The following is a 16,328-nucleotide window of genomic DNA, read 5'->3' as shown; positions in this document are numbered from 1 at the left end:
ATGGATACAGGTTAGCTGCATCCATTTTCCCAAAATTTTTCTGCTAATTGTGTAATTTCTTGTGTTGTGCGAATAATTTTTCGTTCTTTCCAATTAGTTGGCAAAAGTTTTCTGTAATGCGGGTTAGTGTAGCGCTGATCTAGCAAAAGCACAATCCCTCGATCAGACATAGTTCGAATGACACGCCCAGCTGCTTGAATAACTTTATTCATACCTGGCAATTGATACGCATAGCTGAAACCAGCATTCTTTTTTTCATCGTAATACTCTTTAATTAACTCTTGTTCGTGGTTCACTTGCGGTAATCCCACACCTACCACAATTGCACCACTCAGTCGCTCACCTACCAAATCAATACCCTCTGAAAAAATACCACCTAGCACACAAAAAGCAATCATTGTTTCTGCTGGTGATTCTTGGAATTTTTCTAAAAATGCCTCTCTTTCAGTTTCATCAAGCTTAGAACCTTGAATACTCACTTGATATTCAGGATAAACCTTTAGAAATTCATCTGCCACGTCGTCTAAATACTTGAAAGATGGGAAGAAAACCATATAATTTCCAGTTTTAGTTTTGATTAACGCATGTATTGCTTCGACAATTTGCGGTAGACTTTGCTCACGCATACGATAAGTTGTTTGAATATGAGCATCTACAATTATCAATTGATTCTCTGGTGGAAACGGACTTGGTAAGCGATAGGTCAAATTACCTTCCTCTCCGCCTAAAACATCTTTATAGTAATCAAGAGGGGAAAAACTAGCTGAAAAAAGTGTTGTGCTGCCAACCTTTTCCATCGTTTGCTGTAAGAACCATGAAGGATCGATGCAATATTCCTTAACGATCAGGTCATAGTTTTTCACTTCTATCGTGGTTTCGTAATGATCATCGTACAACTCACCCATTCGAGTATAGCGAATAATATCAAAATAAACTGTCAATATTTTTTCTTGTAACGGATCTTCGGCATTTTCAGCCAACCATTCCTTCATTAGTTCTTGAAGCTGAAATAAACGATTTAGTAAAGCTTCTGCAGCAGCTGGCTGATGAAAATAGGTAACCTTTTTTTCTTCCAATAATTGATTAATTAATTCAAACTCATTATCTACACGATTAAATGCATTTCGTAGTTTTTTTTGTTTCTTGTTTAGTTGCTGGCCAACGTCATAGATTCGCTGTCGGGAGATAGCTGCAGAATACATCTCTTTAGAACGATTAACTAAATTGTGGGCCTCATCTACTAAAACAATATTACTTTTATCTTCTTCTTCAAAAAAGCGACGCAAATAGACCGTTGGATCAAACAAATAATTGTAGTCTCCAATTACTAAATCACTAAAACGACTAACATCCAAAGATAGTTCAAATGGACATAACTCATGCTTGCGTGCATATTCTTCAATCACCGGCCGAGTATATTGGTCTTCATGGTGAAGCATATCCCACAGGCCATCATTTACTCGATCATAGTATCCCTTAGCAAAGGGGCAATGCTCTGGAGTACAATTGCGTTCGGTTAAAAAACAAATTTTATCCTTAGCTGTTAGTGTAACACTTTTTACGCGAGCGTCTTTTTTAGCCAGTTTGCCAACTGTTTCCTCTGCCACTTGGCGAGTAATAGTTTTTGCGGTCAGATAGAAAATGCGCTCTCCTAGTTCCTCCCCTATTCCCTTGAAGGCGGGAAATAAGGAGGACATAGTTTTGCCAATCCCGGTAGGAGCCTCTACAAATAATTTTTGCTGGGCAGCAATCGTCTTGTAAACCGCCCCAGCCAATTCCCTTTGGCCTGCTCGATACTCTGGAAAAGGGAATTGCATTTCCTTTAAGGACTGATTGCGTGTCTCTCGCCACTCGGTTTGGAAAACCAACCATCCTTCATATTTTTCGACTAAATCATTAAAAAACGTGCGAAGTTCTTCAAAACTGAAGGTTCGAATGCGAGAAGTAATTTGTTCCTCAACAGTCTGAAAATAAGTTAGCCGAGTACCAATTTGATCTAATTCCTCTTGCTCAGCATAAATATAAGCATAAACCATTGCCTGATAAAAATATAAATCGACAATCCCTTTTTCAACCTCTTCAAAGGGTGTTTCCGAAGTTTTTATCTCATCAATGATAGTTAAATCATTTTCTATAAAAATGCCGTCTGCTCGACCTTCGATTTGTACATCGATGCCAGCAATGGGCAATTGTTTTTTCAACCATACCTCTTTTTGGTATTTTTCTCCCGCTGCCTTCTGCAGCTTGCGATGGATTCGAGCACCTTCTTGAGCGGTATGACTGCTATTTTTTCCTTCATCAATACTGCCGCTACGCAAAATAAATTCCACTAAGCTTCTTACGGCGATTTTTTTTATGGACACGTTCTCACCTCTTTTCGTGCCTTTTCACAATAGAAGATTTTTTGCTTGTCGTCAAGTAGTCTCTTTCTATACTAAAAAAATTTCATTATGCCTACTAAAGTATACCAATCTCTCAATCTTTGTCCTTTCTAGTATTCAACAATTAAGTTGATTTCTTATAGGCCTTTAGTTCCAATCTTCAGTTGCTGTAGCTTGTAGGAATAAAAAACAGTCGAACCCCACTTTTTTACTATTTTCATGTATAATGTAAAAGAATGTTAGGAGGGAAAACATGATCCATATTGAAGGACTCGTGACAGGTGCAGCGCAAGAAAACTGCTACCTAGTTTATAATCAAAACAACTTGCTGATTGTTGATCCAGGGTCAGAGGGTGATCGTATTGCAAACGAAATAAAACGAACTGGTCGCAAGCCCGTAGCTATTTTATTGACTCACACTCACTATGATCATATTGGTGCAGTAGAGCAATTACGTAATTTATACAAGGTGCCGGTGTATGTGAGTGCTTTAGAACAAGAATGGTTAGGCAACCCAATCTACAACCTTTCAGGATTAGACAGCCATCGAAATATGCCTGATCTGATTGTGCAGCCAGCTGAATATGAATTTGAATTAAAAAAATATGAAATTGGTGGAATGACCTTTGAAGTTGTTCCAACACCTGGTCACTCAATTGGTAGTGTCAGCTTTATCTTTGACGATTTTGTTGTGGTTGGCGATGCTTTATTTAAAGGGAGTATCGGCCGAACTGATCTTTATACAGGTGATCTGCAGCAATTGCTATACAGTATCAAGACCTATCTATTCACTTTGCCTAGAGAGTTGCCTGCTTATCCAGGACATGGCGAAGCAACCACGATAGGACATGAAATAGATACAAATCCTTTCTTTAATTAAAAAATGGAGGTAATAAGATGAAAGAGACAAATCTTTATATTGTACGTCATGGGAAAACAATGTTTAACACTTTAGAACGTGTACAAGGCTGGTGTGATACACCGTTAACACCGACTGGACGAGATGGTATTCAATATGTTGGTTTAGGTTTACAAGATACTAAATTTGAAGAAGCTTATTCAAGTGATTCTGGTCGTGCGATTGAAACAATGCGTATTCTACTCGGTGAGCATCCAGATGGCAAAGACTTGCCTTATCATGTGGACCCAAGGATTCGTGAATGGTGCTTTGGCTCATTAGAAGGTGCTTACGATGCTGAGATGTGGGGTGTTCTTCCCCGTGTTTTAAACTTCAAGACAGAGGATGACCTATTCGCTACCGAAGTTACTTTTAAGGAAATCGCTGATGCTGTTGTAGGTGCGGATACTGCTAACTGGGCAGAACCTTATGAAAAGCTAAGAGCTCGTGTTTGGAATGGATTCGAAGACATTGCTCAACGTCGTGAAAAAGACGGAGGAGGAAATGTTTTAATCGTATCTCATGGTCTAACGATTGCTTTCTTATTAAGCTTGATTGACAGTAAACAGCCTGTACGTGCTAATCTGTTGAACGGTAGCATCAACCGTGTGAAGTATCAGGATGGTAAATTTACTATTCGTGCCATTAACGATATCAGCTACCTTGAACGTGGTAAAACGATTGCTGATAAGGCAAATGATTAATTAATACTTCGTTACAGGAGCCGATTTGGTTCCTGTTTTTGTGTTTTTAAGAGAAATATTTTCAATAAATGAAGGAATCTTAAAAAAACCTTTCTTTTATTTCAATGGTTTTTCAGGTAATGAAACGGTATACTTATCTATGTCATTAATCAGAAAGGAATAAATACATGCTTATTAATATTTTCAAAGCAATTATACTCGGTATTGTCGAAGGTATCACCGAATGGCTGCCGATCTCTTCAACAGGACATTTGATTTTGGTGGATGAATTCATCAAAATGGACGTTAGTCCTGCATTTACTGAAATGTTCAATGTTGTAATTCAATTAGGAGCTATTTTAGCCGTTGTCGTTCTATTCTTTGACAAATTGAATCCCTTTTCTGGCAAGAAAAATCAAGTAGAGAAAACTGAAACCTGGACTCTGTGGTCAAAGGTTGTCGTTGCTTGTATCCCAGCTGCTGTTCTCGGCTTGCTGCTGGATGACTTTCTTGATGCACATTTCCACAAATTCCTACCGGTTGCGATTATGCTGATTGTCTACGGGATTGCTTTTATTGTAGTAGAACGCCACAATAAAACGAAAACGCCGAAATGTACTAGCTTGAATGACTTTACTTATAAAGCAGCTCTAATCGTCGGTTTTTTCCAAGTCTTGTCATTGGTTCCTGGCACTTCTCGCTCTGGAGCAACTATTCTAGGCGCGATTCTAATCGGATCCTCACGCTTTGTTGCGACTGAATTCTCATTCTTCTTAGGAATTCCTGTTATGTTTGGTGCTAGCGGTTTGAAGATCCTCAAATTCTTAATGAATGGCAACTCTTTTGATTTTGCTCAAATTATCATTTTGCTAGTGGGCATGGCGACAGCCTTTGCTGTTTCGATTGTAGCTATCAAATTCTTATTGGATTATATTAAACGCAATGACTTCACCATCTTCGGTTGGTACCGAATTATTCTAGGAATCATTTTAATCGGCTACTGGCTAATAGCCATGTAAAATAATTGCTGCAAACATTCACTGTTTGCAGTTTTTTTATTCTGTTTTTCAACTAATTTAGTTTAGAATAATTATACCTCTTGTTCTTTTATAAATCCTGAATTACGCCCCTTTTCTAATTGATAATTACTTTCATTCTCAATTGGCTATTTTTATTATCAATTAGCATTTAGATATGCTAGGATAAAGTAGAGAGGAGGATGAAAAATGAGTAAAGAAGAAAAACAAGCGTTTCTCTCTACCCTTTTCTGTCTTATTTTACTAATTTTCGGCAAAATGATCGAAATGACTAACATGACTTATTATCCAATCTTGTACGTGGCTGCTATCGTATTGGGCGGATGGAAACAAACAACTGAAGGTATTTTAGAATTATGGAATGATCGTACGTTAAATGTTGACTTATTGATGGCATTAGCTGCGATTGGTGCCTGCTTAATTGGTAATTGGTTTGAGGGTGCTATGCTGACCTTTATTTTCTGTCTGAGTGGTGCATTAGAAGAATATGCGACAAATAAAAGTACGAAGGAAATTACTGCATTGATGAATTTGTCACCAACTAAAGCCGTTCGAATCTCTGAGACAGGTGAACAGATTGAAGTGGATGTAAGCGAGCTGCAGGTAGATGACTTGGTCTTTGTAGCAAAAGGAAGTGCGATTCCTATCGATGGAATTTTATTAAATCACAGTACTACAATTGATGAATCAGCTATTTCTGGCGAATCGGTTCCAGTTGAAAAGGAACCCAACGATGATGTTTTTGGCGGAACAATCAATACAGGGAATGCATTTAAAATGAAGGTGACCAAAACTAGTGACGAGACCTTATTCGCTCAAATCATCAAGTTAGTTGAACATGCTCAAAACGAACAAAGTGAAACAGCTGGTTTTATAGGAAAAATTGAGAATGTCTATGTAAAAGTTGTTTTAATTGCTGTGCCTCTGATGATTTTGCTTACTTACTTTTTGATTGGGTGGAGTTTTCAAGAGAGCTTTTATCGAGGGATGGTTTTACTAGTAGTAGCTTCTCCTTGTGCCTTAGTTGCTTCGGCTACTCCAGCTACACTTTCAGCCATCTCCAACGGTGCGAAAAAAGGAGTGCTTTTTAAATCAGGGAAAGAACTGGAACGTTTAGCAGATTTGCGAGCAATTTCTTTTGATAAAACGGGAACGTTGACTCGTGGCAAGCCAAGAGTAACCGACTATAAACAATTAATCGAAGATCCAATGATTCCAAGGATGTTGGTCTCTATGGAATCTCATTCAACGCATCCTCTTGCTCTAGCTATCCTTCAATTTTTCCACGCAGAAGAACGTATTACCGAACTTCGCGTAGAAGAAAAAGCGGGAACAGGATTAGAAACAGTTTACGGAGGCTCAACTTGGAAGCTCGGAAAGCATGCTTACCAGAGAGGATCAACAGCGGAAGCAGCAATTGAACAATTAAGAGATGACGGTAAAACAGTCATCTTTCTTTCAAAAGATGATCATTTGGTTGCTCTGCTTGGATTAATTGATCTGCCTAAATCTGGCACAGAAAATGTTATTGCTTACTTTAAGGAGCAGAATATCCATACGATCATGTTAACTGGCGATAATGAGGGTTCAGCCGCTTATGTAGCAGAAGCAACAGGTATCGATGATTACCACGCGAACTGTCTGCCTGCTGAAAAAACTGAATTTATTCAAAGGCAAAAAGAAGAATATGGAGTAAATGCTATGGTCGGAGATGGAATCAATGATGCGCCAGCCTTAGCTACAGCTACAATAGGTGTTGCTATGGGTCAAGGAACTGATGTGGCCATGGATGTTTCTGATATTGTACTGATCAAGAACGATTTAGAGAAATTAGCTTACAGCCATCGACTAGCAAAGAAACTAAAACGAGTAGTAAAACAGAATATTGTCTTTTCGTTAACAGTGATTGCTCTTTTGATCATCAGTAACTTTACACAATTCTTAAGTTTGCCTTTAGGCGTTGTGGGACATGAAGGAAGCACTATTTTGGTCATTTTTAATGGTTTGCGGCTGTTACTACCGTTAAAAGAAGTAGTTCACTCTGACCGTTCGCAAAATTGTAATGATTGTCCGTTGTATCAGTCCAATCATTCTCATTGATCTTTTCTGTTAAGGAAAAAAACTTGTCACGATTTTATTGCATTGCGACAAGGCTTTATGTATAATGAGTAATGTTGAATTGTACGGATTTTCCGTATAAGACTGAATTCGGAGGTGAAACCCATGCCAAACATTGAATCTGCAATTAAACGTGTACGCACAAGCGAAAACGCAAGTGCAAAAAACTCTTCACAAATGAGCGCAATGCGCACAACTATCAAGAAATTTGAAGAAGCTGTGGCAGCAGGAGCTGAAAATACTAACGAGCTTCATAAAGCAGCTGTAAAAGCAATTGATATGGCTGAATCAAAAGGATTGATCCATAAAAACAAAGCAAACCGCGACAAAGCACGCTTAGCACGTGAATTAGCTAAATAATAAAAACCGATCATTTTGATCGGTTTTTTTATTTGATTTTAGCAGTCGTTTTGAGTATAAATAGCTGAAAAGCCAGCTCCTTATCCAATTGACCGATTTTTACTTGATAATCATTTTCTACCAGCTGATCATACATATCTGATAAAACAGTTAAAGGAAATTTGGCTACTTGCTGCATCGCCAGTTTGATTCGATAAGGATGAATTCCTAATGTTTCAGCAATATTAGCCTGCTGATAGCCAATCTTTTGTAGAATTTTCGTTTGCAGCAGCAAGCGAACCTGACCGATTAAAATAGCATTCAATTTGATTGTTTCTTCTCCTTGAATATGCAATTCTTCGTAAGTCTGATAGGCTTTCGCAGCATTACCTTTCAGTACCTGTTCTGTCAGTTCAAAAACGTTATGCTCTAGTGTTTTTGGAACTAAATCCTCTACTTGCTGCAGCGTAATTGTTCCGCCCTCTCCAACAAACAGCAATAGCTTATTTAATTCATTCATCGCCTTTGACAAATCAAAGTCCGTCAATCGTAGAAATAAATCAAACGCCTCACGTGATATCTTAACACCTTCGTTTCCGATATAACGCTGCAGAAAATTACGCAAATCTCCTTCTTGCAGTGGTGCAGCATCAATTATTAATGCCTGTTTTTTTAAGACTTTAGTAATTTTTTTACGAGCATCTAATTTAGGATAGCTGGCCCAAATAACCAAGATAGTCGAATCCAATGGTGTTTTCAAGTAATTTAGCAGTGCATCGATATCCTGTTCTGGTGCAGAATTCTTCTTCTCACCAGTTAAGAAGTAAGGTTTCTCAATAAAAACCATCCGATAGTCTCCAAAAAAGGGCATAGATTCGGCTTCTCCCACGACTTGGTCCAAAGTATTCTCTTCCATATCAAAGGACATGAAGTTTAATTCCTCCAAATCATCTGCTCTCATCCGCTCCATGAAGGCTCGACGTAATTCCTGCTGAAGATAATCCTCTGTTCCTGTAATTAGATAAATCGGCTGCAACGCTTGGCTACGAATGGCTTGAAGTGCTTCTTGTGTATTCATGGCTTTCCTCCCGCTGTTTTATGCTACCACGATTATTCCAGAAAAGCTATCATGGTTTTTAAATTTTTTTCTTTGCTGAAAGGCTGCCATTCGTAGTAGATCATTCCTTGTTGATCGGTTCTATAGATTGCCGTTTTTGATTCTGATAATGTCGCTAACGTTTCCGGCACTGGATGACCATACCGATTATTTTTCCCGACGGAAATAATCGCGCTTTCTGGCTGAAGTTGATGTAAGAGTTCAGGGCTTGTGGAGGTATTACTGCCATGGTGTCCTACCTTGAAAATATCTGCCTTAAGTTGAGGATACAGTTTAAGCAAAGTGGCCTCTCCCTCTTTTTCCAAGTCTCCAGTTAACAAAAAACTTTTTTCTGGAACAGAAAAATAGGTGACCAGTGAGTCATTGTTGCTACCATCACTGCTTTCAGGCGAAAGGATAGATATCTTTAATTTTTTTCCGATCACGTCTCCCCTTTTGATTAGATGAATTTTTGGTTGATGACTCATTCTATTAAGTATGGGGAGAATATCCTGTTCTGATCCCTTGCCAATATATAAATTCTTTACTATCAGTTTTTCTGTTACGTTTAACAGCTCTCCCATGTGATCTGCATCGTTGTGTGTAATAATTAGGTGATCGATAGACTTATAACCTTCTCCCTTTATAAAGGGTAAAATAGTATAATCAGAGAGTGATTTGTTTTGTCGCTTTTGCCATTTCTCTTGCTTGAAGATCAATCGCCCACCGGTATCAATTAGAAAGGTTTCTCCATGAAAGGGTAGTTTAATAAAAATACTGTCTCCTTGTCCCACATCAATAAAGGCTACTAGACCACGACTAGAAAAGGGAATAGACAGAACTAAACAAACAATCAAAATTATTAGCTTCAAAATAGTTTGTCGCTTTTTTAGTTGATGAATCAATCCTAACACCAATAAAATCAACAGCATTAACAGAAGAAAACTTGGCTTGCCAATTACTATAGGCGGTATGTTGCCAAAAAGCAGGGCTTTTTCCAGCAGAATAAAAATATCTTCGAATAGGCGTAAAAGAACAGTAGGCAATGGAAACAGAAAACTAGCAAAAAATAAGCACAAGCTTCCAGGTAAAATTAGCCAATTGAAAATCGGCAATAACAATAAAGTAAAGAATCCTGCAACCAATGACCATTCAGAAAACTCAAACAGCAATAATGGAAACGCTAAAAAAGGAAACAACAGACTCTGTAGCCAACGATTGTCCGATAAATGAGGTAGATACAATAATAAAAACGAGAAGAACAAACTCAATCGGCCACCAATTGAGTAAAATACTAGTGGTCGCCACAGCAGCAAAAGCAGTAGCATAATTCCCCATCGATCCAATCCTGAAATTTTCCAGCCAAAAGTCAAACAAGCCATGCCAATAAGGTAGCTAAATACTGCTCGTAAAATACTGGCTCCCCCTCCACATAAGAAAATGATCGCCAAGCCAGCTAAAGTCAAAATAGCTAGGCGAGATTCTCGCACCAGTTTGCACCGAATCAGCAATAGATGTAAGCCGCCTAAATAAAACTGAATGTGCAAACCGGACAAAGTAAACAAATGCAACAAACCACTTAATTGGTAACCTACGGTAAATTCTTCAAAATTCTCATCCTTGTGGCCCACTACCAATGCATTTAAATAACTGGCTAATCGTTCAGGAAAAACCTTGCCAGTATGAAAAATCAAATAATAGCGTATCTTAGCGAATGAGAAACTGTCAGTACGTTTCGTGTCCAGCGAATCAGCTTGTATGTTTCCTGCGATTCCTAAACTTCGATCATTTTGCCAGCCATTATATCCATGTAAATTACGAGCGGGATCGGCTTCAGAAAAGCTGCCGCTTACTAAAACATGTTCAGGTGGTTGTTCTTGTAGCCAAATTTGTTGCTCTTCTTGGCTTTTTAGCCGATAGTAAACTCGGTATTTTCCAGTTTTGTCTTTGCTTATAAAACGTAGCGAGTTCCCTTCAACTCTTGTTGTATCAGCCAAAACTTTTAGTACTTTCGTCTCTACTTTTTCTGACAGGGGTTGAAAGCTTTGTACATAGCAATAGGTTCTAATACCCACAAAAAAGCTGCACAAAACAGTCATAGCTAATAGCTTATGATTGTTCATGCAGCAGATTCTAATCAATAATACAACTAAAAATAAAATTAACAACCAATGAATCTGGTAGAATAAACTCCCAATTAAGGCAGCCGTTAAAATCGGTAGAATATAGTAATTCTTCACGCTTACTCTTCAGGAAAGACGGCAGCATCTTCTCCTAATTGCAGTTTGGCAAAATATTTGCTTTCAAGGTGGACCTGATGCGCACTAGCACCCACCTGACTAATTAATTCTACGGCGTAAGGATCATTACGATAGTCTTTCAAGTAATGAATTTTTTTGATTCCTGCTTGTAACAATGCTTTCGTACAGTGTAAACAAGGAAAATGCGTTACATAAACCTCAGCTTGATCTGTAGCAATTCCTAACTTTGCACACTGCAAAAGAGCATTCATCTCAGCATGGATCGTACGAATACAATGGCCATCGACAACGTAACAATCTTCATCGATACAGTGAACATCGCCACTTACAGAACCGTTGTAGCCTCCAGCAATAATCCGCTTGTCGCGAACAATAGTAGCACCAACTTCTAAACGCGTACAGGTACTGCGCAAAGATAGTAAAACTGCTTGTGCCATAAAATATTGGTCCCATGGAATTCTTTCAATGGTCAATTTCTTCTTCCTCTCCTGTTTCTTTCTTATATTGTAATCGAGTTACGTAATTTTTCAAGCGTCTTTTGACCGATCCCCGAAACATTCATCAAATCTTCCACCGATTGAAAGCTGCCGTTTTCTTCTCGGTAATGAATGATATCTTGGGCTCGTTTTTCACCGATTCCAGATAATTGTTGCAATTGTGTAGCATCTGCTGTATTGATATTGATTTTTTCTATCGCTGCATCACTAGTCGTTGATTGGGGTGAGTCCGGAATTTTATCTGTCGCTTGCTGCACGACAGGAATTTCTTCTCCATTTTTTGGGATATAAATAATTTCTTGATCGGCCAAAAGTTTCGCTAAATTCACTTGATTCTGATCTGCTTCATCAGTAAAACCTCCGGCCAGTTCAATTACATCCATTAACCGCATCCCCTCTTTAATTCGGTACATTCCTGGTTGCTGAATTGCCCCCTTTAAATCAACAAACCATTCTGAATGTTCTTGGCTGCTGCTTACAGTTGTACTAGTCTCTTCAGTTGAAAATAGGATTTCTTCGCGAATTGTCTCTTGCGAGGGACGTAGGACAATCCATAGTAAAACAAACAGCAATATACCTCCAACTGCGAGGATCGCCATTTTCTTTTGCTGCTGCTCAATTCTCACGCAATTCCTCCTCTCTGTTTTTAAGTTACGCAAGAAAAGGAAAAATCTTTTTAAAAAGAAGATTTTTCCTACTTAATCTTATTAAAATGAATCACCCTGTACGATCTCAGTAACAACTCAAAGGTGTTTGATTATACTGACTGAGGAATGTGAGTAAAAGTCTGGCTGGACAGACTAGGCTTAATATTTTAATGCATTTTGAATCATTGGTGCCAACTTTTTTTCAAAGATAAAAAACGTAGCTATGACACTTTTGTCATAACTACGTTTATCTTACTTCATTTTTTCTAAGTAGTCCAAAGCATCCTGCACCGTTTTTACTGGAACAACTTTCATGTCTGTTCCTAATTTTTTAGCTGCTGCTTTAGCTTCTTGGTAATTCGTTTTTATATCTGGTTGAACTTCCTTCATTTCATCAGTAATTTCATCATCAGGGGCAAAGAAAACTTTCGTGCCGCTTTCGACTGCACTAGCTACCTTCTTGTCAATGCCGCCAATGCGACCAACCGTACCTTCAGAGTTAATTGTACCTGTTCCAGCGATTTTTTCGCCATGGCGGATGTCTTTACCTACTAGCTGTTCGTAAATTTCTAAAGTAAACATCAATCCAGCTGAAGGTCCACCAATATTGCCAGCATTGATGTCAATATTCTCATCCGACTTTATTTCTGTATGATCGGTTAAAGTAATTCCGATTCCCGGTTTTTTATCGCTTGGCAATTCAATCAACTTTTCAGTTGCTTCTTTGGTTTCACCATTATGAGTATAAGTAATCGTTACTTCTTGACCGACTTTTTGACTCTTCACATATTCCATAAATTTTTCACTGCTTGTAAAACTTTGATTATCCACCTTGGTCACGGTGTCTCCAACACTAACTTTATCAGCAAAATTAGATGTTTTTTCCACTCCTAATACATAGACCCCTTTGTATTCTAATTTGTAGGGCTTGTCAGCCAACTTTAGAGCTTGCTCAATCGCTGCATTTTGCGAAGACTCCATGTAAAACTGTTGCATTTGTTCATATTCTTCATTTGAAGATCCACCAGTCAATTCCTCGGCAGAGACTACTTCCTCAAAAGGTTTAAAATTAGCCACTAGTGCTCTAAAAGCTGTCGCACGTCTGATACCTACCGAAGTCAAACTAAAAGACCCATCCTGTTTATCCTTTTGATCATTCACCGTAATGAGTTCTTTCAAATCAATTGTTTCACCGGGTTGTTCTACGTAATAAGGAATTGGAACAATCATACACGCTGCAAAAACTAGAATTCCAAAGAGAGTCAGCAGCTTTTTTATAGGTGCTTTTTTATTTTTCAAATTTTTCACGCTTCTTTTCTAAGGCTTCATAAACTGGTTTGGGAAGGTATTCCTTCACATTACCATCAAATATCATGATTTCCTTTAATATACTGGAGCTAACATGGCTGTACTTAGGTGACGCAAGTAAAAAAACACTTTCTAACCGTGAATCTAAATGTGAATTCATAAGAGCAATTTCTTTCTCGTACTCGTAATCTTTTATACTGCGAATACCTCTAAGTAAAAACCTCGCATCTAAATCTTCAGCGACTTCAACAGTCAGCTTACGGGCTTGAGTGATTACCCGAACATTTTCAATATGAGCAACTGATTCTTTAACCAGAGCTAGTCTTTCTTCAACCGTAAATAAACTTTTTTTACTTGTATTTACGAATATGCCAATGATCAATTCATCAAACAGTCGGGCACCTCGCTCAATAGTGTCTAAATGGCCCATCGTTAATGGATCAAAACTTCCTGGAAAAAGAGCAATTCGCTTCATTTATTCAGCCTCCCAATCATAAATTGTTACTGCACTTAAACCATAAAGCTGCCGTTTTCTTTGAATAAATTGTTCTATTCTTTCAGGCAGTTCAATACCCTTGTCGGTTTCGCAAATAACAATCGCCTCCGGAGCTACTAACCCTGCTTGAGCTAAAACAGTCAGTTGTTTAATGATCTCTTGTTCAGCGTAGGGTGGATCTAACAAGATTAAGTCGAAGGTAATGTCTTTATCTATTAATTGCTGAATCGCTTTATTTGCCGGCATTTGCATCAGATGAAAGCTGGCCTCTTCTTTCGTCATAGCTACATTTTCTTTGATGACTTCCATAGCTCGGAAATTCTTTTCTACTAAGAAGGCTTGATCCATCCCACGGGACACTGCTTCGATTGCTAATGACCCACTCCCTGCAAAAAGATCCAGCACATTACCGCCAGAAAAATAAGGCCCAGTCATGTTAAACATGGCACCTTTCACTTTATCGGTTGTCGGTCGGGTTGTTTTACCTGGCAAAGTCTTCAATTTTCGACCGCCAAACTCTCCTGCTACCACTCGCATAATTGGGTATCCTTTCTCTTATTGTAAGAATCCTTACTCATCAGACTAAATAGAATCGTTGATTCCTACTATTTCGCAAATCTGTTATTCATTATAGAAGAAAAAGATGAAAAATGTTTGATCAAATCAGACATTTTTCATCTTTTTTAAACTGTCTCAGCCAATCGGATTTTCGTATTTGCTTCTACTACATCTAATTCTTCTTCTTCTTTTACCTGATAAGCCGCTTTTGTACCAATACGATCTGCGAAGTTCATCTCAACGTCAGGACGGTAAGATCGTTCAACCTGCCGAACGAAGTGAAGTGCTTGGAGCTTTTCTTCAGATTCTTCTAAAGCTTCTTCATTCACATATAGCACTACATATTTCATCTTACGTGATACATAGTGAATTAAGCCATAACGTTTCAACGTCTTCAATTGTTTAAGGGAATAAACCCAAACAACAATTCCGCGTCTTTTTTGTACTGTAAATTCTGTATTATCCATGACAGTTCCCCTTACAATGATGATTGCCTGTTTCAAAAAAAGGATTTCCTGCGTCGACCTTAATCTCTGGTGAAACTGTTTGAGCAAGTGTCTGACTAATTTCATCCAATAAAGTTTGTAAATCAGTTTCAGCTACTCGAAATTGTGCCACATTTTCATTAAAATCTAAAGCACGTTTTGCACGCCGAGCACTTTTTTGTTTCTCTAGATAATCTGGCGCGAAATCCCCGTAATCAGCCACTCGTTCAAAGCGTTCCTTTTCTCGTAAAAACTCTTGCTTCAGCCGCTTAACTTCTGGACAACTATCCATTTGCTGTTTTTTTGCTAAATAATTTTTAAACACCTGACTAGTTTTAACACAGTCTATCAAACGGTGGGTTTGATCCTCCAAGGAAAATAATGCCTCATCTATAATCAATGTTATTCACTTTCCTTCGTTTGTTCTGGTTCCTGTAACAAGACTAGCACATTTTGCTGGTTAAATGCAATGCTTAACTGGTAATCAGTCTCTTCAGAAAAGCGGTCAGCCCAACGTTCCTGACTAATCCATTCAAATAGACTGAACCAAGGATCAATAACCGGAGAATAGAATAGCCCCGCTTCTTGATTTACTTGTTGATTTTTAGCTAATTTTTGAAATTCCTTATCACTTAGTGTAAATGAAAGATTACCTGCTCGTGCTTCGGCAGAAGTAGCCCATTCGTCTTGGCGACTTCGGGAAAGTACACTTTGCGGTTGTTCTAGAAAGTTATCCAACATGTTTTTACCTTCAGTCACTGTTGTTGTACTGATACTGAAAGGTGTTAAATCTTTAAGAGAGCGATACGTATTAATCGCGTCAAACAGTTGCTGCTCCTTTTGTTGATTGACCTGCACCCAGTCAAAGTTGTTTTCCTGAGCCTGAAAAGATAGCGGATTTCCACTATGAATTCGATAAGGCATAACGCGAAGCAAAGTTTCAATATCCAAATAAGACACTGCAAAAAGTTCCTCGTTTGTTCCATCAAAGAACGGAATTGCAAAGGTGCCATTATCAAAAGCAATCAAGGGTCGAAAGCGCATATCATCTTCGGTCAATTCAATATCAATTGGCTCATCGTTGTAATTCACTGCAAAATTAGAAGACAGTGTCATTTGTTCTGCCAAGTCACTGTTGGACATACCGAAAATAAATGGAGAGTTTGTGTTCTCTTGACCAATAACTTTAATCGCAGTAATATTGCCATCAACCACGTTGACCTGAAGAGATCCGCCTTCAATCGGATACGTCCGAATTTCAAACAAAAATCCGCTTGATTCAATTTTTGTTGGAGACCCTAAATCAGGTTCAATTTCACTAACAGGTAAACCAACATACTGAGCGCAGCCAGCCGTTGCTACAGTCTCATGTTTGAGAGAATTACGTTTAGCCGGTCGACTGGAAGGCTCGACCGGCGTATTCGTGGTATTAGGTGGAAAGAGTATCGGCTGCACATAATACCCGATCAAAACGATGATTAAGATACTAATGAAACCAAGAGCTCTTTTCACTTTTCTACACTC

General features: G+C 38.4%; 16 protein-coding genes. 5 read left to right on the top strand and 11 right to left on the bottom strand.

Features of this window, described 5'->3' with window-relative positions; translation table 11 throughout:
• Positions 1-11: 11 nt before the first annotated feature.
• Positions 12-2,363, bottom strand: a complete 2,352-nt coding sequence (locus IGI49_RS04380; RefSeq protein ID WP_429963515.1) for an ATP-dependent DNA helicase — start codon at positions 2,361-2,363, stop codon at positions 12-14.
• Positions 2,364-2,634: 271 nt separating this feature from the next.
• On the opposite strand from IGI49_RS04380, the gene IGI49_RS04375 reads away from it, so the two are divergent.
• From IGI49_RS04375 to rpsT, 5 genes are all read left to right on the top strand, one after another.
• The gene (locus tag IGI49_RS04375) at positions 2,635-3,261 is read left to right on the top strand and encodes an MBL fold metallo-hydrolase (protein ID WP_207703654.1); all 627 of its coding nucleotides are present in this window, start codon (positions 2,635-2,637) and stop codon (positions 3,259-3,261) included.
• A 17-nt stretch (positions 3,262-3,278) separates the two neighbouring features.
• Positions 3,279-3,983 carry a histidine phosphatase family protein gene (locus IGI49_RS04370; RefSeq protein ID WP_429963514.1) on the top strand — a complete coding sequence of 235 codons (705 nt, stop codon included), beginning with the start codon at positions 3,279-3,281 and terminating at the stop codon, positions 3,981-3,983.
• A gap of 167 nt (positions 3,984-4,150) precedes the next feature.
• Positions 4,151-4,981: an undecaprenyl-diphosphate phosphatase gene (locus IGI49_RS04365; protein ID WP_429963513.1), complete on the top strand. Its 831-nt coding sequence runs from the start codon at positions 4,151-4,153 to the stop codon at positions 4,979-4,981.
• 207 nt (positions 4,982-5,188) lie between these two features.
• On the top strand, positions 5,189-7,099 hold the full coding sequence (locus IGI49_RS04360; protein ID WP_429963512.1) for a heavy metal translocating P-type ATPase: 1,911 nt from the start codon (positions 5,189-5,191) through the stop codon (positions 7,097-7,099).
• Positions 7,100-7,222: 123 nt separating this feature from the next.
• Complete coding sequence (gene rpsT / locus IGI49_RS04355; RefSeq protein WP_010758954.1) at positions 7,223-7,477, top strand: 30S ribosomal protein S20; 255 nt, start codon at positions 7,223-7,225, stop codon at positions 7,475-7,477.
• Between the two features lie 28 nt (positions 7,478-7,505).
• Here the strand turns inward: rpsT and holA are convergent, their stop codons facing one another.
• From holA to IGI49_RS04305, 10 genes are all read right to left on the bottom strand, one after another.
• On the bottom strand, positions 7,506-8,534 hold the full coding sequence (holA, locus tag IGI49_RS04350) for a DNA polymerase III subunit delta (RefSeq protein ID WP_429963511.1): 1,029 nt from the start codon (positions 8,532-8,534) through the stop codon (positions 7,506-7,508).
• A 32-nt stretch (positions 8,535-8,566) separates the two neighbouring features.
• Positions 8,567-10,792, bottom strand: a complete 2,226-nt coding sequence (locus IGI49_RS04345) for a DNA internalization-related competence protein ComEC/Rec2 (protein WP_429963510.1) — start codon at positions 10,790-10,792, stop codon at positions 8,567-8,569.
• A gap of 2 nt (positions 10,793-10,794) precedes the next feature.
• A complete protein-coding gene (locus IGI49_RS04340) occupies positions 10,795-11,286 on the bottom strand; it encodes a ComE operon protein 2 (RefSeq protein ID WP_207703660.1) in 492 nt (163 codons plus the stop codon).
• A 26-nt stretch (positions 11,287-11,312) separates the two neighbouring features.
• Complete coding sequence (locus tag IGI49_RS04335; protein WP_429963509.1) at positions 11,313-11,936, bottom strand: helix-hairpin-helix domain-containing protein; 624 nt, start codon at positions 11,934-11,936, stop codon at positions 11,313-11,315.
• A 273-nt stretch (positions 11,937-12,209) separates the two neighbouring features.
• Positions 12,210-13,256, bottom strand: coding sequence for a SepM family pheromone-processing serine protease (locus IGI49_RS04330; RefSeq protein ID WP_429963508.1), 1,047 nt, complete (start codon positions 13,254-13,256; stop codon positions 12,210-12,212).
• Positions 13,246-13,740, bottom strand: a complete 495-nt coding sequence (gene coaD / locus IGI49_RS04325) for a pantetheine-phosphate adenylyltransferase (protein WP_429963507.1) — start codon at positions 13,738-13,740, stop codon at positions 13,246-13,248. The genes IGI49_RS04330 and coaD overlap by 11 nt, the downstream gene beginning before the upstream one ends.
• Complete coding sequence (rsmD, locus tag IGI49_RS04320) at positions 13,741-14,298, bottom strand: 16S rRNA (guanine(966)-N(2))-methyltransferase RsmD (RefSeq protein ID WP_429963506.1); 558 nt, start codon at positions 14,296-14,298, stop codon at positions 13,741-13,743.
• 146 nt (positions 14,299-14,444) lie between these two features.
• Positions 14,445-14,786, bottom strand: coding sequence for a YlbG family protein (locus tag IGI49_RS04315; RefSeq protein WP_429963505.1), 342 nt, complete (start codon positions 14,784-14,786; stop codon positions 14,445-14,447).
• Positions 14,779-15,204, bottom strand: a complete 426-nt coding sequence (locus IGI49_RS04310; RefSeq protein ID WP_207703665.1) for a YlbF family regulator — start codon at positions 15,202-15,204, stop codon at positions 14,779-14,781. Before IGI49_RS04310 ends, IGI49_RS04315 begins: the two co-directional genes overlap by 8 nt.
• A 2-nt stretch (positions 15,205-15,206) precedes the next feature.
• Positions 15,207-16,316: a CAP-associated domain-containing protein gene (locus IGI49_RS04305; protein WP_429963504.1), complete on the bottom strand. Its 1,110-nt coding sequence runs from the start codon at positions 16,314-16,316 to the stop codon at positions 15,207-15,209.
• Positions 16,317-16,328: the final 12 nt, after the last annotated feature.

The organism is Enterococcus sp. AZ071 (assembly GCF_050499065.1).
Lineage (GTDB): Bacteria > Bacillota > Bacilli > Lactobacillales > Enterococcaceae > Enterococcus_A > Enterococcus_A ferrettii.
This window is presented reverse-complemented; position numbering and strand designations above follow the sequence as displayed.